General features: G+C 48.5%; 21 protein-coding genes and 2 tRNA genes. 4 read left to right on the top strand and 19 right to left on the bottom strand.

Features of this window, described 5'->3' with window-relative positions:
* Positions 1 to 33: 33 nt before the first annotated feature.
* The 10 genes from rplJ to ACYQ2L_RS08595 all read right to left on the bottom strand — a co-directional run bounded on the left by rplJ (position 34) and on the right by ACYQ2L_RS08595 (position 7,704).
* Entirely contained in the window at positions 34 to 570 is a 537-nt protein-coding gene (gene rplJ, locus ACYQ2L_RS08640) for a 50S ribosomal protein L10 (RefSeq protein ID WP_460053892.1), read from the bottom strand.
* A 12-nt stretch (positions 571 to 582) separates the two neighbouring features.
* Complete coding sequence (rplA, locus tag ACYQ2L_RS08635; RefSeq protein WP_460053888.1) at positions 583 to 1,251, bottom strand: 50S ribosomal protein L1; 669 nt, start codon at positions 1,249 to 1,251, stop codon at positions 583 to 585.
* 1 nt (position 1,252) lies between these two features.
* Positions 1,253 to 1,684 carry a 50S ribosomal protein L11 gene (gene rplK / locus ACYQ2L_RS08630; protein WP_460053886.1) on the bottom strand — a complete coding sequence of 144 codons (432 nt, stop codon included), beginning with the start codon at positions 1,682 to 1,684 and terminating at the stop codon, positions 1,253 to 1,255.
* A gap of 83 nt (positions 1,685 to 1,767) precedes the next feature.
* The gene (gene nusG, locus ACYQ2L_RS08625) at positions 1,768 to 2,322 is read right to left on the bottom strand and encodes a transcription termination/antitermination protein NusG (RefSeq protein ID WP_460053885.1); all 555 of its coding nucleotides are present in this window, start codon (positions 2,320 to 2,322) and stop codon (positions 1,768 to 1,770) included.
* A gap of 10 nt (positions 2,323 to 2,332) precedes the next feature.
* Entirely contained in the window at positions 2,333 to 2,512 is a 180-nt protein-coding gene (secE, locus tag ACYQ2L_RS08620) for a preprotein translocase subunit SecE (RefSeq protein WP_460053883.1), read from the bottom strand.
* Between the two features lie 15 nt (positions 2,513 to 2,527).
* Positions 2,528 to 2,601 (bottom strand) — tRNA-Trp (locus ACYQ2L_RS08615).
* Positions 2,602 to 2,623: 22 nt separating this feature from the next.
* Positions 2,624 to 2,695: transfer RNA gene (locus ACYQ2L_RS08610), tRNA-Thr, on the bottom strand.
* 97 nt (positions 2,696 to 2,792) lie between these two features.
* Entirely contained in the window at positions 2,793 to 3,803 is a 1,011-nt protein-coding gene (locus tag ACYQ2L_RS08605; protein ID WP_460053882.1) for a dihydroorotate dehydrogenase-like protein, read from the bottom strand.
* An 11-nt stretch (positions 3,804 to 3,814) separates the two neighbouring features.
* Positions 3,815 to 7,009 (bottom strand): pyruvate:ferredoxin (flavodoxin) oxidoreductase, encoded by a 3,195-nt coding sequence (nifJ, locus tag ACYQ2L_RS08600; protein WP_460053881.1) that lies wholly within the window; start codon positions 7,007 to 7,009, stop codon positions 3,815 to 3,817.
* A 197-nt stretch (positions 7,010 to 7,206) separates the two neighbouring features.
* On the bottom strand, positions 7,207 to 7,704 hold the full coding sequence (locus ACYQ2L_RS08595; RefSeq protein WP_460053879.1) for a flavodoxin: 498 nt from the start codon (positions 7,702 to 7,704) through the stop codon (positions 7,207 to 7,209).
* A gap of 118 nt (positions 7,705 to 7,822) precedes the next feature.
* Here ACYQ2L_RS08595 and ACYQ2L_RS08590 point away from each other — a divergent pair, with 118 nt between their 5' ends.
* Both ACYQ2L_RS08590 and ACYQ2L_RS08585 read left to right on the top strand, forming a co-directional pair.
* Positions 7,823 to 8,797, top strand: a complete 975-nt coding sequence (locus ACYQ2L_RS08590) for a dihydroorotate dehydrogenase-like protein (protein ID WP_460053877.1) — start codon at positions 7,823 to 7,825, stop codon at positions 8,795 to 8,797.
* A gap of 55 nt (positions 8,798 to 8,852) precedes the next feature.
* A complete protein-coding gene (locus ACYQ2L_RS08585) occupies positions 8,853 to 9,842 on the top strand; it encodes a nickel/cobalt transporter (protein ID WP_460053876.1) in 990 nt (329 codons plus the stop codon).
* 50 nt (positions 9,843 to 9,892) lie between these two features.
* Here ACYQ2L_RS08585 and rsxA read toward each other — a convergent pair whose 3' ends face one another.
* The 7 genes from rsxA to ACYQ2L_RS08550 are packed head-to-tail and all read right to left on the bottom strand — an operon-like array spanning position 9,893 to position 15,441.
* A complete protein-coding gene (gene rsxA, locus ACYQ2L_RS08580) occupies positions 9,893 to 10,465 on the bottom strand; it encodes an electron transport complex subunit RsxA (protein WP_460053875.1) in 573 nt (190 codons plus the stop codon).
* Positions 10,462 to 11,130 (bottom strand): electron transport complex subunit RsxE, encoded by a 669-nt coding sequence (rsxE, locus tag ACYQ2L_RS08575; protein WP_460053874.1) that lies wholly within the window; start codon positions 11,128 to 11,130, stop codon positions 10,462 to 10,464. Before rsxE ends, rsxA begins: the two co-directional genes overlap by 4 nt.
* Positions 11,123 to 11,728 carry an RnfABCDGE type electron transport complex subunit G gene (locus tag ACYQ2L_RS08570; RefSeq protein WP_460053872.1) on the bottom strand — a complete coding sequence of 202 codons (606 nt, stop codon included), beginning with the start codon at positions 11,726 to 11,728 and terminating at the stop codon, positions 11,123 to 11,125. The genes rsxE and ACYQ2L_RS08570 overlap by 8 nt, the downstream gene beginning before the upstream one ends.
* Positions 11,721 to 12,728, bottom strand: a complete 1,008-nt coding sequence (locus ACYQ2L_RS08565; RefSeq protein ID WP_460053871.1) for an RnfABCDGE type electron transport complex subunit D — start codon at positions 12,726 to 12,728, stop codon at positions 11,721 to 11,723. Before ACYQ2L_RS08565 ends, ACYQ2L_RS08570 begins: the two co-directional genes overlap by 8 nt.
* Entirely contained in the window at positions 12,725 to 14,086 is a 1,362-nt protein-coding gene (gene rsxC / locus ACYQ2L_RS08560) for an electron transport complex subunit RsxC (RefSeq protein WP_460053870.1), read from the bottom strand. The genes ACYQ2L_RS08565 and rsxC overlap by 4 nt, the downstream gene beginning before the upstream one ends.
* Positions 14,079 to 14,954: an RnfABCDGE type electron transport complex subunit B gene (locus ACYQ2L_RS08555; RefSeq protein ID WP_460053868.1), complete on the bottom strand. Its 876-nt coding sequence runs from the start codon at positions 14,952 to 14,954 to the stop codon at positions 14,079 to 14,081. The genes rsxC and ACYQ2L_RS08555 overlap by 8 nt, the downstream gene beginning before the upstream one ends.
* Positions 14,955 to 15,009: 55 nt before the next feature.
* Complete coding sequence (locus tag ACYQ2L_RS08550; protein WP_460053866.1) at positions 15,010 to 15,441, bottom strand: SoxR reducing system RseC family protein; 432 nt, start codon at positions 15,439 to 15,441, stop codon at positions 15,010 to 15,012.
* Positions 15,442 to 15,617: 176 nt separating this feature from the next.
* On the opposite strand from ACYQ2L_RS08550, the gene ACYQ2L_RS08545 reads away from it, so the two are divergent.
* Positions 15,618 to 17,267, top strand: coding sequence for a flagellar assembly protein A (locus ACYQ2L_RS08545; RefSeq protein ID WP_460053865.1), 1,650 nt, complete (start codon positions 15,618 to 15,620; stop codon positions 17,265 to 17,267).
* Positions 17,268 to 17,370: 103 nt separating this feature from the next.
* On the top strand, positions 17,371 to 19,011 hold the full coding sequence (gpmI, locus tag ACYQ2L_RS08540; RefSeq protein ID WP_460053863.1) for a 2,3-bisphosphoglycerate-independent phosphoglycerate mutase: 1,641 nt from the start codon (positions 17,371 to 17,373) through the stop codon (positions 19,009 to 19,011).
* A gap of 92 nt (positions 19,012 to 19,103) precedes the next feature.
* Here gpmI and ACYQ2L_RS08535 read toward each other — a convergent pair whose 3' ends face one another.
* Together ACYQ2L_RS08535 and ilvC are read right to left on the bottom strand one after the other, a co-directional pair.
* Positions 19,104 to 19,868: a DUF4097 family beta strand repeat-containing protein gene (locus ACYQ2L_RS08535; protein WP_460053860.1), complete on the bottom strand. Its 765-nt coding sequence runs from the start codon at positions 19,866 to 19,868 to the stop codon at positions 19,104 to 19,106.
* 119 nt (positions 19,869 to 19,987) lie between these two features.
* Positions 19,988 to 21,475 carry a ketol-acid reductoisomerase gene (ilvC, locus tag ACYQ2L_RS08530; RefSeq protein ID WP_460053858.1) on the bottom strand — a complete coding sequence of 496 codons (1,488 nt, stop codon included), beginning with the start codon at positions 21,473 to 21,475 and terminating at the stop codon, positions 19,988 to 19,990.
* Positions 21,476 to 21,490: the final 15 nt, after the last annotated feature.

The following is a 21,490-nucleotide window of genomic DNA, read 5'->3' as shown; positions in this document are numbered from 1 at the left end:
GATAACAGAAGACTAACGCGGTTTTTATACTATTTATTCAGCAGCCTTTTTATCAGCCACAGCCTGCAATGTACGAACCAGCTTTGTCGGAACTCCATTCAATGCATATACAAAGTTCTGCAGCGGCGCGTTCATGGTACCCATAAGAGAAGCAAGAAGCTCCATCCGCCCCGGCAGCTTGGAATAAGCCTCGGTCTGGGCTGCATTAAAGACATTAGAGTCAACAAGAGCACCCTTTATTGCTATCGGCCAGTCCTTGGTAAGCGCAAAGATATCTTTCGCTACAGCGCTTGAATCGCCCCTGGAGATTGCAACTGCAGTAGGACCGACGAAATACCCGGAGACATCCGGCATCTCAAGCTGCTGAAAAGCAATTTTAGCATATCTGTTCTTGACTACACGAAACTCAGCATCATTCTCCCGAAGCTTCCTTCGAAGCTGGGTCACCTGATCAACTGTCATCCCACGGTAGTCGGCAAAGAAGACATCACATTTCTTGGAAAACATTTCCTTCAGATATGCAACGGATTCTTTTTTCGCATCATTTACGCGGGTTACATAATCACTCATTTACACACCTCCCTATTGCGCCACACGGACGCCAGGGCCCATGGTTGATGACACAGCCACTGTTTTAACAAAATCACCTTTTGTATCTGCAGGACGCTTCTTCTCGACTTCGGACAGAACAAGATTGATATTTTCAACAATCTTATCTGTGTCCATAGAAACCTTGCCTACCGCAAGATGAACAACACCGGTTTTATCTGAACGAAACTCCACCCGCCCTTTACGCAGTTCAGCCAAAGCACCGGCGACATCCATAGTAACCGTCTGCGTTTTAGGGTTAGGCATAAGACCCCTACGACCAAGAATCGGACCAAGACGACCCACATCCTTCATCATATCAGGTGTAGCAACCGCCACATCAAACTCCATCCAGCCATCACGGATCTTCTGAATCAGATCATCATCACCTACAAAAGCCGCTCCAGCATCTATTGCTTCCTGGGCTTTTTCGCCCTTTGCAAAAACAAGCACCCGCTTGTCACCGGTGAACTGATGAGGAAGCACAACAGTATCACGAACTGTAGTACTCTTCTTTACATTAAGATTCATCGATACTTCAACTGTTTCATCAAACTTTGCAAACGCAACCTTTTTAACCAGCTCGAGAGCATCCTGAAGAGGATACAGTTTCCCGTGCTCAACCTGCTGCTGAGCAGCATTGTAATTCTTACCTCTCTTCATATTAAGCCTCCACCTGAACGCCCATACTCCGGGCAGTTCCTGCAACAATACGCTTGGCAGCCTCAACGTCATTAGCATTGAGATCCGGAAGCTTTGTTTCAGCAATCGAGGTCAACTGATCCTGGGTAAGAGTACCGACCTTAACCTTGTGAGGCTCAGCCGATGCAGTCGCGAGCCCAAGGGCCTTCTTGATAAGAACAGCCGCAGGGGGCGTCTTGGTTATGAATGTAAAACTGCGGTCAGCATAGACAGTAATTTCAACAGGAATAGTAAGTCCGGGTTCGAGCTTACTTGTCACTTCATTGAACTGCTGCACAAACTGAGGCGCACTTACGCCATGAGGCCCCAACGCAGGACCAACCGGAGGTGCTGGCGTCGCCTTACCTGCCGGAACCTGCAGCTTGATAACTGCGGTTATTTTTTTCTTAGCCATGTAAATACTCCATGTGTGGTGCTATCGCTGCGCGTAACACGCAGCTCCCATCCATCTCCCAACGGAAGACGCTTGATTCTATTCTAAACTTTCTCAACCTGAGTAAAATCAACCTCAACAGGTGTCGCTCGGCCAAAAATACCGACCATAACCCGAAGCTTACCTTTCTCCTGATTCACTTCATCAACAGTACCAGTAAAGGTATCAAAAGGACCATCAACAACACGAACAGCCTCTCCGACAACGAAGGTCTGCTTGGGCCTGAGAACCTTTTCACCCTTGAATTCGCCGGACTTCTGAAGAATCGCGCGAACCTCATCCCGCGAGATCGGCTGTGGTTTCATTGAAGCACCAGAGCCGACAAAACCTGTCACACCCTGTATTCTACGGATCTGCGAACAGACACCTTTCCAACCAAGATCAGGAAGATCCATCTCGAGCAATATGTAGCCCGGAAGAAACTTCCTGTTGGTCACGCGCTTCTTTCCCTCTTTAATATCAACGACCTGCTCTGAGGGCACTTTTACATCTGAAACATACTCTCCGAAATCACCGTTATCGATAGCGAGATGTATAAGTTTTTCAATCTTGTTCTCATGCCCGGAGAAGACGTGAAGGACATACCAGTTTTTTGCCATTCTTACTACCTTAAAAAATCAGTTCAATGGCTGACACAAAGAGAAAATCTACCAAGCCAAGAACAGCTGCGAATATTACCACCGACACGAGAACAACCTTGGTATTTGAAACCACTTCATCCCTGGTCGGCCACACAACCTTCTTAAGCTCGGCGGCGCTATCTTTGAAGAACTGTACCATTTTTTTCATGCACCACCTCTTTTCCAGGCCAGGCAGGATTCGAACCTACAACATGCGGTTTTGGAGACCGCCGCTCTACCAATTGGAGCTACTGGCCTAAATTTTCCCTTTTCAGGGCAGAGCCCCCGATCGGACTTGAACCGATGACCCCCACCTTACCATGGTGGTGCTCTACCGCTGAGCTACAGGGGCTTACGACGTTCGCGAAATATAGCAAACATATAAAAAGCTGTCAACAACATAAAAGAAAAACCTCTGGCAAACGCCAGAGGTTTTATCAGCATAAAACCTAGATAGCAGGCCGGGCGACGTGCTTGTCCGACTGCAGGAGAGTCCGTACATACTGAGCACGACGGTAATCCCATCGATCATTAGTATTCCGGGCACTGAGCTTCCCGCGAAAAGCAGAAAGATCCCCGTAAGACTTTGCGTCCATCCATTCGGAAATACCGGACACAATATCCTGTATAACACCGAGCTTGTTTTTATACAGGGTACTCACCACCTGGAACACCTGAGCCCCGGCAAGCAGAACCTCTATCGCATCTTCCGAAGAATGTATTCCGTTAGAAGCACACACATCCAGATCAACAGCTCCATGCAGCAGACCTGCATATCGCAAAGGCAGACGGTGATCACTGGACTGCGAAAGATTAAACGGAAAGCGACTTGTCTCTTTATCGATGTCAAAACTAGGATGAAACAATCGATTAAATAAAACCGATCCCTTGACACCGGCATCCTTCATGCGATTAACCACATTCAAAGGATTGGTATAAAAAGGACTCAGCTTGACAGACACAGGTATATTAACTGCCTTGATAACCTTCTCAAGAACCGCCACCTGGGCATCCTCAACAGCGACTGCTGTCTGATCGGCATCCAGAGGAAGTGCAAAGAAGTTCAACTCAAGCCCGTCAACTCCGGTATCCTGCAGTTTTTTTGCCCATTCAACCCAGGTATTCTCACTGGTACAGTTAAGGCTTGCGATAACCGGTATTCCGACTGTGTCCTTTGCCTTCTTGACCCAATAAAGATGCTCCTCAGGCCCGCCATGATCCACATCCGGAAAAAGATCTCCCATCTCAGCATCAAAATTATCGTGCATGGTTAATTCTTCATCCATGCGAGCTTTCTGGAGATTAATCTGTTCTTCGAAAAGCGAACTGATAACCAGGGCACCTGCCCCGGCTTCTTCAATTTTCTTGATCGAATCCATGTGTGACGTCAGGCTGCAAGCTCCAACGACCAGGGGATTCCTGACCGGAATTCCCATATAAGTTGTTTCCAAATTAGCCATACAACGCTCCTTTATTCTTCATCCCTGAGTTTCTTGAGATCCGAAAAGCGACGTTCATTGTCCTTCTCTGCCAACACATGCAATCGGTCCGCCTCAGCCGGCTTGGCCAGCTCCAGAGCCCGGTACCTGATTTCCTGACTTGTAAACTCCTTGAAGTCTGCAGTCTTCTCAACAGATTCCCATGTAAATGGCTTCTCCTGAGCAGGGTTGAATCGGTACATTGGCCAATACCCGGTCTCACTTGCTTTTTTGGACTGCTTGGTAGTGAGCTTCATGTCGTAACCATGCGCAATACATGGGGAATAGGCTATTATGATTGAAGGCCCGTCAAATGCCTCCGCTTCCTGTATAGCCTTGAGTGTCTGCTCTCTGTCCATGCCGTAGTTTACCTGGGCAACATAACAGGAACCATAAGTTGTCATCATCAGGCCGAGATTTTTCTTTCCTGTCTGTTTACCGGATGCTGCAAATTTTGCGATAGCCCCACGCGGAGTTGCCTTGGATGCCTGACCGCCGGTATTGGAATAAACCTCAGTGTCCATAACCAGGACATTAATATTCCGGTTCGAGGCCATGATATGATCAAGACCACCATAACCGATATCGTATGCCCATCCGTCACCACCGAAACACCATACAGATTTATCGACGAAGTAATCACGGAGCTCATTGATTTTGGCCAGAACCTCTTTCAGCTCGCCTTTGGCAGCAGATACCGCAGCGGGAAGAAGCTCTACAGTCTTTTCATAGGCAGCCTTACCTTCAGCAGCAACATCTTTCCAGACCTTGAGGTTTTCCTTGAAAGAATCAGCTATTGCACCGCTGACACCAAGCTCAAGCGCTTTTTCAACATTGGCTTTGAGCTGAGCCCGGTTTGCATCAACCGCAAGCCGCATACCGAATCCATATTCAGCATTATCTTCAAAAAGGGAGTTTGCCCAGGTAGGTCCTCTTCCCTTGCTGTCGACAGCAAATGGAGTAGTCGGGAATGTTCCACCGTAAATTGAAGAACAACCGGTCGCATTCGCAATCATCATCCTGTCGCCATAAAGCTGTGTAATCATATGAATATAAATGACCTCTCCACAACCCTGACAGCAACCCGGGTACTCAAAGTATGAGGTATCAAACTGTGCATCACGGATTCCATCGTACTTAGCCATCCACTTGACAGGAACCTTTCCGGGCTCGCCATTTTTCTCAAGCCGCTTGGTATTCGTCGGCACAGCGCCATTGAGAGGCATAAGCGATACAGGAATATCATCACCCTTAAGACGGAGGACCGGCTCAACAATGTTCCGTGCAAAATCATCCGAACCTTCCGGAATGACATTGGACATTTCTGCATATGTATCACATGAGTCCGGAATCTGAATCTCTACAAGAGCATCGACCGCAGCATCAATCGCATCCCAGTTCATCTGGACAACTTCCTGCCCCTTGGATGCGAACTGTTTTTCGACATGATTCTTGATAAGTTTGATAGCCTCATCGGCAGGAACCATATTCGCCAGCTTGAAGAAAGCAGTCTGCATTACTGTATTGATCCGGTTTCCAAGACCCACTTTTTTTGCAATCTTGGAAGCATCAATAGCAAAAACCTTCACCTTCTTTTTAACGATGGTTTCCTGCATATCCTTGGTGAATTTAGCAAACAACTTATCTGAATCCAGACCGCTGTTTATCAGGAAGGTTCCACCTTCAACTATCCCTTCAAGGATATCATATCGCCCGATATATTGCTGGCGATGAAGAGCAATAAAATCACAGGCTGTAAGCTTGTACTGTGACTTTATAGGCTTCTTGCCAAAACGCAAATGACTTACGGTGTAACCACCGGACTTATTGGAGTCATAATCAAAATATGCCTGCACATACAGATCCGTATCACTTCCGATGATTTTCACTGAGTTCTTGTTGGCGCTGACAGTACCATCAGATCCATATCCCCAGAACTTACAACGAACCACACCTTCCTGTTCCGTATCGAGGTTCTCACCTACAGGAATCGAAAGATTGGTAACGTCATCGTTAATACCAACGGTAAAACCATGATGACCATCGCTTGCAAGATGATCATAGACAGCCTTAACCATTGCCGGGGTAAATTCCTTGCTGGAAAGTCCGAAGCGGCCGCCGATAATGCGGATGTTCCGATCTTTGAGAGCATCTATAGTATCAAGATAGAGCGGTTCGCCGCTGGCACCTGGTTCTTTGGTTCTATCGAGAACAGCAATCCGCTTTACTGAAGCCGGAACAGCATCTGCGAAATCCTTGACAGAGAAAGGCCGGTACAAGCGAACTTTCAGGGCACCAAGCTTGGCTCCCCTGGAATTCAGATAATCAAGGGTTTCCTCGATTGTCTCAACTCCGGAGCCCATAGCTATGACGATGTTTTCAGCATTCGGGTCACCGATATACTCATATATATCGTATTTTCTGCCGGTTTTTTCACCCAACAGCTTCATGTATTTGCGAACAACACCAGGAGCAGCATCATAATACTGGTTAACTGTTTCCCGGCCCTGGAAATACACATCCGGGTTCTGCGCACCAACCTTACAGATCGGTTTTTCAGGCCGCATTGCCTCATCACGGAAACGCTCGACAAATTCCATGTTCAGCATGGTTCGCAGGGTATCATAATCAAGAGCTTCGATCTTCTGCATTTCATGTGAGGTTCGGAAACCATCAAAAAAATGCACGAATGGAATACGTGTTTCAAGACTCGCAAGATGAGCGACTGCAGCCATATCCTGCGCTTCCTGCACACTATTTGAGGCCAGAAGTCCAAATCCGGTCATTCGAACACTCATAACATCGGAGTGATCGCCGAAAATAGACAGGGCCTGCGCTGCAAGAGACCGTGCGGAAACATGAAAAACTGTCGGCATCATTTCACCGGCAATTTTATACATATTCGGGATCATCAGGAGAAGTCCCTGCGATGCTGTGTAGGTTGTGGTAAGAGCACCGGCACTTAACGCGCCATGGGCTGCTCCAGCTGCACCTGCTTCAGACTGCATTTCAATTATATCCAGGGGCTGGCCGAAGAGATTCTTCTTGCCTTTTGCTGACCAGGAATCAGCCAATTCTCCCATAGGGGAGGATGGTGTAATTGGGTAAATTGCAGCGACTTCACTAAAAGCGTACGCCATGTTAGAGGCGGCTTCGTTACCATCTATGGTAATCATTCGCTTACTCATGTGAAAACCTTCCTTTCTTAGAAATATCTATGCATATTCAGGCCCTGAGACGGACGCTCGAGGCCGGACGTATTGCGCACCGTAATGCCAACATTGTAGCGCTCCTACAATAAATTAGCAAGCTTGGTAAAAGAAAAGGCTGTACAGAACATAGTTCTGTACAGCCTTTTTATTGCAGAATTCAGTACTTCAGGAAATCAGGAGAAAGCTTTCTTGAGCTCTTCTGTCCATGAAGCAATCCTGTCATCACTCATGTCTTCCTGGTTCTCTTCATCGAGAACAAGACCGAGGAACTTACCACCAACTACTGCGGTAGATGAGTCGAAGGTATAGCCATCTGTGGAGGTATGACCAACAATTTCAGCCCCGCCAGCTTTCAGCTTTTCTGCAACGGTTCCCATTCCATCAACGAAGGTGTCAGGATATCCTTCCTGATCTCCAAGACCGAAGATAGCAACTTTCTTACCACTGAAATCAGCATCGGTAAGCACATCGATATTGTCTTCCCAATCGTCCTGCAGCTCACCTGCACCCCATGTAGATACACCGAATACAAGGTTATCATATTCATTAAGATCATCACCACTTACTTCAGTGATATTCTTCACATCTGCACCCAGAGCTTCAGCAATTTTTTCCGCAGCATTCTCGGTATTTCCAGTTGAAGAACCAAATACAACTCCAATTTTAGCCATGAAAAACTCCTTGATATAAATTATGTTCACAGTATACCCTCTACATGATCTACTCATCAAGCAGGTAGCCTGCCTCATTCTATTTGACAGTGCAGCGAGTCCGGAGTAACATTTCAGCATGAATAAACTGAAAACAAGTTATATGGGCATTGAACTGAAAAACCCGCTCATAGCCGCGAGCTCAGGACTGACATCCAGTCCTGAGAAAATGCTGCAATGTGAAAAAGCCGGCCTGGCTGCAGTGGTTGTCAAATCGCTGTTCCAGGAGGATATCGACAACACCATCGACTCAATGGATGAGACCGGACACCCGGAAGAATATGATTATCTGAAATCAATGCAGACAGGCTTCGATCTGGAGAAATACTGCAGCACTATTAAAACCGCCAGGAAGGAATTATCCATTCCGATATTCGCCAGCATGAATGCGTCAGGACAGGAATGGTGGGTTGAATACCTACCGCAAATCGAGAAAGCAGGAGCTGACGGAATCGAGCTGAACCTTTCACTTCTGCCGCAGGACAAAAAAATGTCAGAATCCGCAATTAGTGACTGGTTTTCCGGGGCAGTAAGAGCCGCAGCAAGCGCAGTTTCTATTCCGATTGCAGTTAAGATTGGCCCATATTTCTCTTCAATTCCAAGGCTTGCGGATGAGCTGCACAAATCAGAAGCAAAGGCACTGGTATTGTTCAACAGATTTTTCCAGTTTGACATTAATATTGATGACTTCACGCTGAAAAGTGGCTCCCCATTCAGCACCAGCAACGATCTAAGCACACCTCTGCGCTGGATCAGCCTGCTGTACGGCAACACGAAGCTTGAACTTTCTGCATCTTCAGGTGTACATAACGGCAAGGATGCAGTAAAAGCCCTGCTGGCTGGAGCCCAGACTATTCAGCTCTGCAGCACACTTTACCAGAACGGAGTTGACTACAGCAGAGAAGTCCTTGATTCGATTGAAAAGTACATGGAGAAACACCATTTTCAGGAGCTGTCACAGCTGCGCGGAAAGATGAGTAGAAAGCACCATGACACGCCCAGGGAATTTGAACGGCTTCAGTATATAAAAAGCATAACCGGAAATCAGTCCTGAGAATTTAACGGAACCTGCCCTTATCTCCGGCATAATTTTGCCGTATACTGAAAGTATGAACAAATTAACTATTTTCGCAGCAGGAACCATTCTGCTGCTTTTCACGATATCAGCCGCAGGCGCCAATCCTTTCGCGGGAGGAGACAGCAGCAATGGCAGCAGACCCGGCATAGCATCTGACAGAGATGCCAGCAGCAGCACCAGCAACACAGCAGTTTCTGGATTGCGTCGCCTGGTCACTTTCTTCCCGGCCCGTATCCAGCGGAATTTCAACAACCAGCTCGCGGATCTGCTGGACGCTGAGGATGGAGGAAGGAGCGGCACCCTGCTGCTTACTGCTGTTATCGCCTTTCTCTATGGACTGGTACACGCAGCCCTGCCAGGTCATAGAAAGACCCTGCTGGTCTCCTACTTTCTGGCCTCAAAATCCAAACCCCGACACGCGGTCATGGCAGGAATTGCAACTGCCGTGCTGCACGCAGGTGCCGGCGGAGCTCTGGTACTTGGAGCATGGTTTGTCCTGCAGGTCTCAGTCAGCTCTGCGGTAGAAAACGCCAGTCTGATTATACAGCGAATTACGGCTGGAGCTGCAATTGCCATCGGCATGATCCTGCTTGGCAGCAAACTGCTGGAAACTTTCAGAAACCGTTCTGCACATGATCACTCAGAAGATGATGCAAACTGCAGCTGCGGGGGAGACAAACCACCAGGAAAACTGGCCAACTGGCTCAGCAGAGGTAAAATGCTTCCAGCGATAGTACTGTCGGCAACAGTACCCTGTCCTGGATCTTCAATGATCCTGCTTTTTGCTCTGGCAGTCGGAAACCTGGCAATTGGGCTGCTGGCAGTAGGCATGTTTGCAACCGGGATGGGGCTGACCCTTGTAAGTATTTGTCTTATTGCTGTTCTCGGTAAAAACAGCCTTGCTAAAAAGCTCAACAGTCCAGTGGGGCATTTTCTGCATGAGGGACTTGAGATTGTTGCTGCTGCTGCAATCATTTTTTTCGGTATTATCTGGCTGACAGGAGGTCCGGCGGTCTACTAGAAACCGCCGGAACCCAGGGGACGCGATGTGCATCCCGCTAATTATGATAATCAGAATAGTCCTGCAAACCCCATGAAGGCCATAGCAAGCAGACCGGCTGTGATCAGACTGATTGGTGCTCCTTTCAGTCTCTCAGGGATATCAGCGAGCGCCAGCCGCTCTCTGATACCCGCAAAGATAACGAGAGCCAGACCAAAGCCTATAGCGCTGGATATTGCAAAAACCAGGCCCTCCATGAGCGAGAATTCTCTCTGAATTACCAGCAACGCAACCCCGAGAATAGCACAGTTAGTAGTAATCAGTGGAAGGAATACTCCAAGAGCCTGATGAAGACCAGGACTCACTTTTTTAAGCACAATTTCTACCAGCTGCACCAGTGATGCAATTACCAGAATAAAAAGAACAGTCTGAAGATATAAAAGACCAGCAGGCAGGAGAACACTGTAGTACAGCACATGTGTGGCAAGAGTCGCCAGGGTCATTACAAAAAGCACAGCAGAACTCATACCCACAGCCGTTGACAGCTTATTACTGACACCCAGAAACGGACATATACCAAGAAACTGAACAAGTACGATATTGTTGATCAGTATTGCTCCGATCATTATTGAAACATAATTCATTCGTCTCCTCCGCTCGATGCAGTATGAATAGTCGGTACAGTAAATACTGCGGTCTCCTCAACTGCAAATCGTTCATACAGGGCGTTCACCCCGGCGATCAGAAAGCCCAGCGCCATAAATGCCCCTGGAGGCATAAGAAAGAGCAGCATGGAGACTTCACTCAGACCGGGCAGCGCGAATCCGAACAGGCTACCGTTTCCGAGTATCTCTCTGACACTGCCCAGCATCGTCAAGGCAATAGTGAACCCAAGCCCCATACCTATTGCATCAACTACAGAAATGCCAGCCGCATGCTTGGAAGCGAATGCTTCAGCCCGGCCCAGAATAATACAATTCACGACAATAAGAGGAATAAAGATTCCCAATGCAAGATGAAGCCCGGGCAGAAAGGCTTCCATCAGGAGGTCTATCATGGTTACGAAACTGGCAATAATCACAATATATGAAGGAATTCTGACTGAATCCGGAATCAGATTTTTGACGAGCGCAATCACCAGGTTGCTGGCAATTAAAACCGCTGTCGTAGCAAGTCCCATTCCAGCACCATTTATGGCACTCGTGGTTACCCCCAGCGCGGGACACATACCCAACAGCAAAGCCAGAACGGGATTCTCGCGCAGCAGACCTCTGGTAAAGACACTACGCGCAGTCAACTTATCACTCATGCTCTGCCTCCTGATATTCCTTGAATATGGCAGCAGCCGTATTTACAATTTCAGCAACTGCACGTGAACTGACGGTAGCTGCGGTTATCGCATCGATTTCACCACCATCCTGCCTGACCTCTACAGTCTGCTGCAGGGGTTGTACTCCGGTAAATTGATCACGAAAATCAGTCTCTATAATCCTGGCACCAAGACCTGGAGTTTCCGAATGCTGCAGAACGACCAAGCCGATAACCCTGGACTGAATGTCAAATCCAACAATACCCGTTATTTCTCCGGCATAGCCGGAACGAACTCCTGCCTGTACGGCAGCGCCAAATAGCTCTCCGGATTCATCAAGTCCTGGAAATACTGTCCCGGAATTCCCCGGATTGACCCAGCGTTCTTCATAGGGATCGTTAGCAAAATCCGGCAATACCTGCCTTATTGCTGACAACTGCCGCTCCAGACGATTAGCAGCAATCCTTTCACTCGTTGCATAGTCAGTCAGACCCAGAGCCCCACCTGACAGAATCGCGATTATACTAAGCACCCCTACCATAGCAAGTGCTGTATTCGGCATCTTTTCTGCTGTCTTTTCTTCCATTTCCTTACTCATTCCCAGCCCCCTTCTCAGGAGTCCAGTCTTTTCCAAAACGCTTGGGTGGAAAGGCCTTGTCAATCAGCGGCACAAAAGCATTCATGACAAGAATTGCATATGCAACGCCCTCGGGAAGTGCGGCAAACAAACGGATTACCGCAGAAAGCACACCTGCGCCACCAGCAAAGAGTATCCTTCCCGGCATTGTCATTGGACTGGTTGTATAGTCCGTGACCATGAATACAGCTCCCAGCATGGCCCCTCCAGCAAGAATATGATAAACGGGACTGATAAATTCGTAGGGATTTATAAGCCACGCAGCTCCGGTAACCAGCGCAAGTCCGCCAATAAAGGCTGCCGGTGTCTGCCAGTCAATAATTCGCTTTGCAATCATAATTACTGCACCGATTAGAACAGCGAAAGCTCCAACACCGCCCAGCGTACCGCCGACATTACCCCAGAACAACTCCCAGTAACCTGGAAGGTTGGAGAAGACCTCAGTAGCTGATCCTTCTGCCACAATGCCCAGGGGCGTGGCCGTACTTATTACATCCCCTGCCCGTGTCCACAACCTGAATCCCGGAGCTACCCAGGTCGTCATTTCGACTGGGTAACTCACGAGCAGAAAGGTGCGTCCGACGAGGGCCGGATTAAAGGGATTATGACCGATTCCGCCAAAGGCCATCTTGCCGATTCCAATAGCGACAACGCTACCGATAATCACCTGATAAAAAGGCAGAGTCACCGGAAGATTAGCCGCCAGCAGAATGCCGGTTACTATAGCGGAACCATCCTCAACCAGCACCTGCTTCTTCAGGATAAATCTGGCAACAATATATTCGGTAAGCATGCAGGATACTACAGCCAGCAGAATAACCGCCAGAGACCGCAGACCGAATACAGAAACCGAGGTTATAACCAGCGGAAGCAGTGCAAGATTGACCCACCACATAAGAGTACGGGTTGATGTTCCAGCATGCACATGCGGTGACGGTGCAATAATTCGTTGTGTACTCATGACTTTCTCCTCCGCTTCATGACCTGTTGTTTTCCGACGCGTATGTGATCAAGCAAAGGTCTGCCCGCTGGACAGGTAAATGCGCAGGATCCGCACTCCATGCAATCGAGGATGCAACGTTTATCCATTTCTGCCGCTTCTTCAAGCCTGGACAGGGTTTCGAGGAGATAGGGCTCCAGCCCCATAGGGCAGACAGCTACACATCGTGAACAGCGGATACAAGGTCGAACGGGGGGTCTTCTTGATTCTTTCTGTGACAGAATCAGCACACCTGAAGTTCCCTTGACTACCGGAGCATCCAGGTTATCAACTGCCTTACCCATCATCGGACCACCGGCTATGACCTTCCCGGCATTCTTCGGTAAACCACCAGCAAAACTGATTAATCCTGATATCGGTGTTCCTATACGAGTCAGATAATTTCCCGGACGGGTTACCCCGCTGCCGGTAACGGTTACCACCCTCTGAAGCAGAGGCATCCTCTTCTGTACTGCCTGATATACAGCAAATGCGGTTCCGACGTTGTTCACAACGGCGCCTACATCCAGAGGCAGTTTCCCGCTTGGAACCTCACGCTTCAATATGGCATTGATCAGCTGTTTCTCGGCTCCTTGAGGGTACTTGGTCTGGAGTTCAAAAAACTCGATACTACCCTCAGGTATCTCACCACAATCTGCAACAACCTCTCTCAGCACCCTGCTTGCATCCGGAGTATTCTTTTCGATGCCAACACAGGCACGCCTGACTCCAAGCGCCCTCATCAGGATCCTGATTCCGACGACAATTTCACGCGGATGTTCCAGCATTAAACGGTAGTCTGCGGTCAGATAAGGCTCACACTCGACACCATTTATAATGAGAGTATCCACGACCTTTCCAGGCGGCAGGCTGTACTTTACACTTGTAGGGAATGCCGCTCCACCAAGACCCACAATTCCGTTCTCGGCAATTTTCTTTACAATCTCGTCTTTTGTTAGCTCTATTTTACTGATGAGAAGATCCGTTCGATCGATTGATTCCTGCCAGACATCACCATCAGTCTTGATCTGGATTACGGTCTGAGGGTAGCCGCTGAGCGTCACAATTTCATCAATCTTGACGATCTTGCCACTAACGGGAGAATGAACAGGGGCAGATACAAAGCCCTTAGGACTTGCCAGCAGCTGCCCGACGAGCACAGATTCGCCTTTTTCGACCACGAGCTCGGCCGGCGCACCAATGTGCTGGGATATCGGAACATAGACAAGCTCCGGAATCGGAGCTGCAACTATCGACTCATTTTCACTGAATTTATTCTCACGGGGATGGATTCCACCCCGTCGAAATGTATGGCCGAAAGGGAACAAGGATTTACTCACTATCAGCCTCCTTCACTTTTTTCTTTGGTCTGGCTACCGGAAAAGTCGCTGCAATTGCCCCGGTTGGACAGACGGGGACACATTTCCCGCAGGAAATACAGATATCGGGATCGATATATGCCAGATTATTCTCCATCGTGATCGCCTTCACAACGTCATCACAAACCTTGACACATTTTCCGCATGCAATACATGAAACAGAACAGTTCTTCCGGGAGACAGCACCCTTCTGGGTATTCCGGCAGTTGATCCAGACACGCTTGTTGCGCTTTGTCTTGCCGAGCGGCCGTATCTGAATAAGATTCCTTGGACAGGCGATGACACATTTTCCGCAGCTGGTACAGCGCTGTTCATCGACCTCCGGCAAACCAGTTTCGGAATTTATTTTTATTGCATCAAACGGACAGACAGCTTCACAGTCTCCGCATCCCAAACAGCCGAACGGACAGCCTGACCGACCGGCATGAACGGCATGTTGCAATGCGCAGCTTTGAGAAGCATCAAATTCACTTTTTGAAGGTGCTGTCTGAAAGCTCCCACCGCAGCGAACAACAGCTGTGGTTGCCTTTTCGCTTCCAACATCAAGCCCGAAATACTGCCCGATGGACCGCATAGTATCACTGCCTCCGGGAGGACAGAAAAGGTGAGTAATATCACCATTCTCCGCCCCTTCTACCAGAGCTTCACCCAACTGCCGACAACCAGGATACCCGCAGGCCCCGCAGTTTATTCCGGGCAGCATTCCGCTGACAGTTTCAATACGAGGGTCTTCATAGACCGCAAAACGACGAGCCGCCCAGAACAGCACTGCAGCAAAAATTACTGCAACACCTGCCATAGCAGCCACACCAATGAGGATAGAAATCATAGCGCCGCACCTTCCTTATATCCCGGACTCTTCTGAAAAAACGGAATCAGTTTCCTTAGAGTGGCCGGGCAATAATGGTATATGATTGTGCAGCAGAGTTACGGAAGAGATAAAAAACGGCGTAATAGAGAGCCGCTGAAGCAAGCCCCATGAGCGCAGACAAGGTCTCGGTCTGCCCTGCATACAGGCTGATAGCCACAGCTGAGATGGTACACAGAAATGGCAGGAGAATACCCCAAAATAGAGCACGCCACCCCTGTTGATTACTTATTTCCACAGTGACTCGGTCACCTGGTTTACAGGGAAGCTCACATACAGCATTAAGTACCTTCCGTTTACCCTGGCCACAGGTCCCGTTCAGAGAACAGTTCCCACAACCTTCCGGCCGGTGGATCTCCACTTCCACCTGTCTGCCGGCAACTGAAGTAACTATACCGATATGAGAAAACATCGCTGCTTTCCCGCTTCCCTCATCTTGATACATCATTGCGTCGTAATTATCCTTCGCATATGGATTTCCCATGCGCCCTAAGCACGGAAATTTCCGCTGCTGCCCGAATAAGCCTAACCGCAATGTTTCCGGCTGTCAATAATATTAAGGCGTTTGATTTTTGGACAATTACAGTACACAATCAATAAAACAGGCAATGAATCGAGGGGATTATGCGAAAACAAACTGCATCCGAGTCAAAGCGCTTTTCGGTTTATTATCGTAAGGGCTGGATATACCTGGAAATTACTGATTCCACCGATAAAAGCAGTGAAATCTACCCTGATGAAATCCAGAACAGAATGCGTCTGCTTGGCATGCCAAGAATCGATACACAAAAACTTGGCACGCTGATATCCGAGGCCAAATCACAGGCTGTAAGGATAATAGAATGGCCGGAGGGAGAAGCACTTTGTTCTGAAATCGAAGTAATAATAGATAAAAACGAGATGCAGGCAGACCTGATTATCCACCCTCCACAGAAAGGAGCTGCAGATCCTTCGTTTGAAGATATTGAGGCGGCACTTATGAACTCCGGGGTGTCGCATGGTCTGGAAATCGACAGTATCCGAAGGGCATGCCTGGACAGATTTTATAACCAGAAATTCACTGCAGCCAGAGGCACACAAGCGATATTTGGCTCCGGCCACCGAATTATCTACCACTTTAGTACAGACAGGGGAAAGCCATATAAAAAAATGGACTTCGGACGTATTGACCTGAAGGAACTGAATTTCATTGAGATGGTCCATGCTGGAGACATACTGGCAGAACTCAGCCCGCCTGTTCAGGCCGTTGACGGCAGCACCGTTACCGGCAAGCGAATCCCAGCCGAAACAGATGACGAGATAGTCATGCTTAGAGCGGGTGATTTCTGTTCAGTCAACGATGAAAAAACACACATAATTGCCGAAAACGACGGCAACGTACTCTTACGAGACGGAGCAGTCTGTGTTGAACCGGTAATCACCGTTAAAAACGTCGACTATTCAACCGGAAACATTCATTTTGAAGGCAGCATCCTAATAGAAGGATATGTCGCAGATGGATTTGAGGTAAACGCGGATGGAGATATTCAGATCAGCAAGGGAGTAGGAAGAGCAAGCCTGAGGGCCGGCAGGAATGTGGTACTGCAGAGCGGGATGAACGGCAATGGTAACGGGAGTATAGATTGCGGCGGCGATTTATATGCCAAGTATCTTGAAAGCTGTGAAATCCGTGCAAATGGCAACCTGTTCCTCGAGGAAGCAATCCTCCATTCAAATATAATCGTTCGCGGACATTGCCTTCTGAATGGTCGAAGAGCAGAGATTATCGGAGGTGAGCTGATAGTCGGCGGCAGTTGCTGGTGCAGGAAACTTGGAAATATAAATGAGCAAGCCAGCAATGTTAGTATTGGCACCTCCCCTGATGTAGTGCATGAGTACCGACTTCTCAGAACCCGTTTCGAGCTGCAGTCAGCCCTGCTGGATCAGCAACAGGTCAAGCTTTCGCAGGTCGAGAAGGCGCTTGCCGAAGGTATCAGCAATGAAAAACTACTGATTGCTCAAACACAGCTGACAGAGCACACTTCAGAACTCCAGCAGGAAATCCAGCAACTTCATATCCGTTTGCCTGAATTAAAGGAAAAACTTGAAGCCCAGAAAAACTGCATGCTTGTTGTTGAAGACAACATCTTTCCGGGAGTTACCGTATGCTTCGGTCGACATGAATACCGGACACCGGATACAGGCGCTCGCAAAACGATCCTGGAGTTCAAAGGTGACAGAATTATTGAGTCTGGTTTTGATGCCCGAAACAAACCTCGATTATTTCCAGGATAGGTAAGTAGATATCAAACAGACAGTCACACATTGTTATTACCGCTGATTTATGGTATTAAATCGATATATATTGTTCTAATCAAATCTAAAGAAGGAGCACACTATGGCAGCAAAACCGCTGGTACTGATTGTACGAGACGGATGGGGCAGAAACCCTAACCCCGAGCAGAAGGAATATAATGCCGTTGAACTGGCAACTACACCTTGCAGTGATGCACTGCTGAAAAAATATCCCTGGGTACAGATAGCAACCTCTGGTGAAGACGTTGGCTTACCTGACGGCACAATGGGAAATTCCGAAGTAGGTCATCAGAATCTTGGTGCCGGACGAATCGTGTACCAGGATTCTGTCCGTATAACCAAGGCAATCCGGGAAGGTGATTTTTTCGAAAACGAAGCACTTAAGAATGGAATTGAACGTGCCAAAACCAACAATGGCTGGGTTCACATTATGGGCCTGGCATCTGATGCCGGCGTTCATGCCCTGCTGAAGCATCTGTATGCATCAGTAGAGATGTGCAAGAAGCACGGCCAGGATAAGGTGGCCGTTCACCTGTTCACCGATGGTCGCGACACCGGACCTTTTACCGGCATCGATTTTGTCCGCCAGATCGAGGAGAACTTTGCACGGATAGGCGCAGGTAAGATTGTGTCGATTACCGGACGATACTGGGCCATGGACCGCGACAACCGTTGGGAGCGTGTGAAACGTGCCTATGATATGCTGACGGGCCGTAATGCGGATCTGCCGGTATTTGATTCTGCGATTGAGGCTATGCAGCATTACTACGACAACCCGGACAACGACAGCCAGAATGGTGATGAGTTTGTCACTCCACGCTATGTCGGCAGCGACTGGCAGGACAGCAGAATGAAAGACGGCGATACTGCAATATTCTACAACTTCCGCGGAGACCGGCCACGCGAAATAATTCGATCATTTGTTATGGATGATTTTTACGGTCACGTTGGAGCTTCCCCGGATTCAGGCGAGAAAGGATTCGACCGAGGTCCAAAGCTGGATATTTTCTGGGTAACCATGACCGCGTATGAATCTGATCTTTCCAGAATGGTGAATGTAGCCTACCCGAAACCAGGAAAAATGGTAAATATCGGAGGCGAATACCTCAGTAAAAAAGGACTGACCCAGTTCCGCTGTGCTGAAACCGAAAAATTTCCGCATGTTACATTCTTTTTTAACGACTACCGGGATGAGCCTTTTGAGGGGGAGAGCCGGCAGATGGCTCAGTCACCTCAGGTAGCGACCTACGATCTCAAACCCGAGATGAGCGCAGGAGAGGTTCGCGATCTGGTTCTCGGCAGAATTCACGCTGATGACTGTGAGGACTTCATTCTGGTAAACTTCGCCAACGGCGACATGGTCGGCCACACCGGGAAACTGGATGCAGCAATTGCAGCCTGTGAGACTGTAGATGCCTGCGTACAGCAGATTGTGGATGCAACCCTGGCTAAGGGCGGAAAACTGATTGTCACTGCCGATCACGGAAATGCCGAGCAGATGTATGCCCCTGACATCAAGAGTGCACATACTTCGCATACTACCTATGAGGTTGATTGTATAATCGTTGACCCGGAACTTGAAAGCAAAGCCAGTGGATCCATGTCCGAACCATCTCCTGCCCTGCGCAGCGGTGGACGACTGGCTGATGTAATGCCGACAGCTTTGAGTCTGATGGGACTTGAGATCCCCGGAGAAATGACGGGGACGTCCTTGATTAAATAATTATCTTCCCACACTGATAGCGGAGTCCCGGGTGCTGAGTCATGAACTCCGGGACCTCGCGACAGTTCCAGTGCGCAGATACAATATGCGCTTTAATTAAGTTGAATACTGCCTGAAACACTTGTGACTTCAAGCTTTTGCCATCCGCTTCCGGAACTACCGCTCCGATCGGAACGAGACTCTCCCCAGAGACTGATCCTGCCGGATACGGTCTTGTAATCAACTGTGTAATTGTTCCTGGACTCATTCAAACCGAGATCAATACGACCTGAGACTGTATTTGCAGTTGTCCCATGATGAAGATTATTGTCATTCCCCCGTATCGAACCGGATACAGTTGATGCATTGAGCCTTCCTTTATACTTGTCGACCTGTAGACGACCGCTGGTGGAGCGCAATTCCGCATCAGCACTTATTCCACTGATTTCAATCCGCCCGCTGACGGTGGACAGCTTCAGACTGGACACTGGTATTGAATGCAGCTCTATTCTGCCACTGATACTTGAAACATTGACAAAAACATGTGCCGGCAGATAGACCACCATGGAAGAATCACGGATGTCAAAATCAAAAAGACTTCTCTCAAGCTTGATTTCAATATCAAGAACGCCATTTCGAAATGATTTCTGCATTGTATAACGCTCTGGTCGGTTGCTGGAAAAATCAATTGTAAGACGGTCAGAACGTGAAGGTTCGAAAAAAACATCGAAATCTGCTGCCTTCAGAATGAGGGTATCTACATTGTTTTCGCTTATAGAAGGCAACAATTCACTGGATCCGGAGGCAAACAGAGGCGCAATTCCTCCGCAGAAGGCCAGTATACAGGCCAGCGCCAGCATAAGTATTTTACGTTTCATATAATCTCCTGCCCACTTCAACACCAGAATGTGATCTCAATGTCCCTTTCGGCATGGAGCTTATATGCGTCAGGAAATTCGCAGAGGCGGTGTCGCATGGACACCGCCTCCATGATTAATTATTCGGCTCCGAGTACGATTTCCTTCATAGCTGTCATATATGCGCGTAGCTTTTTACCTACGATTTCAACTGGATGATTACGGATCTGATCGTTGACCTGCACGAGCTTCTTGTTCGGCACCCCTGCATCGACGAAATCCAGACCTTTACCAAGTACATCAGTATCGATCTTTTTCATGAAATCCGAAAGCAGAGGACGACATGCATTATCAAAAAGGTAGCAGCCATACTCAGCGGTGTCGCTGATTACCTTGTTCATTTCGTAGAGCTTTTTCCTGGCAATCAGGTTTGCAATCAAGGGAGTCTCATGCAGACTTTCGTAGTAGGCACTCTCTTCCTTGATACCGGCATCGGTCATGGTCTCAAATGCAAGCTCGACACCAGCTTTTACCATGGCAACCATCAGGATTCCCTTATCGAAGTATTCCTGTTCACGGATGTCTGCTGAAGCAGGATCGGTCTTTTCAAAAGCAGTCTGCCCGGTGGCTTCACGCCAGGCGAGAAGATCAGCATCGTCATTCGCCCAGTCGGCCATCATGCCGCTGCTGAAGGCTCCGCTGATAATATCATCCTGATGCTTCTGATACAGGGGCGCCATAATTGCCTTGAGCTCTTCAGCAAGTTCAGTTGCCTTGATTTTGGCAGGATTTGACAAGCGATCCATCATACCGGTAATGCCACCGAATTTCAGGGCTTCGGTAACGGTTTCCCAGCCATACTGTATAAACTTCGCAGCCCAGGCAGGATCCAGGCCCTTCTCTACCATCTTATTAAAACAGAGTAGGCTGCCGGTCTGCAACATACCGCAGAGTATGGTCTGCTCACCCATAAGGTCACTCTTGACTTCAGCGACAAAACTGGAGGCCAGAACACCGGCACGGCTGCCGCCGGTACCTACTGACAGGGCTTTTGCCAGTTCGAAACCATTCCCCGAGGGATCATTTTCCGGATGTACAGCGATCAGGGTTGGAATTCCAAAGCCGCGCACATATTCTTCGCGAACCTCGCTTCCCGGTCCTTTCGGCGCCATCATTACTACCGTAATATCAGGTCTGATCTGCATGCCTTCTTCGACAATATTAAATCCGTGACTGTACCACAGGGCTGCTCCCTGCTTCATGAGTGGCATTACCGATTCAATTACGTTACTGTGCTGCTTGTCCGGGGTGAGGTTACCAACAACATCAGCTCCGGGAATCAGTTCATCGTAGGTTCCTACCTTGAAACCGTTATCGTTTGCGCCTTTCCAGCTGGCACGCTTCTGTTCGATAGCCTCCTTGCGAAGGGCGAAGCTTACATCCAGTCCACTATCACGAAGATTAAGTCCCTGGTTCAGACCTTGGGCACCAGCGCCGACGATTACTATCTTTTTTCCTTTGAGTGCATCGGTTCCTGCAGAAAATTCCGAGCTGTCCATAAAACGGCAGGTGCCGAGCTGTACGAGCGCTTCCCGCCAGGGAATACTATTAAAATAATTCTGAGCCATGTTTCTCTCCTATCT

The sequence above is a fragment of the Spirochaeta dissipatitropha genome (assembly GCF_054657935.1).
This window is presented reverse-complemented; position numbering and strand designations above follow the sequence as displayed.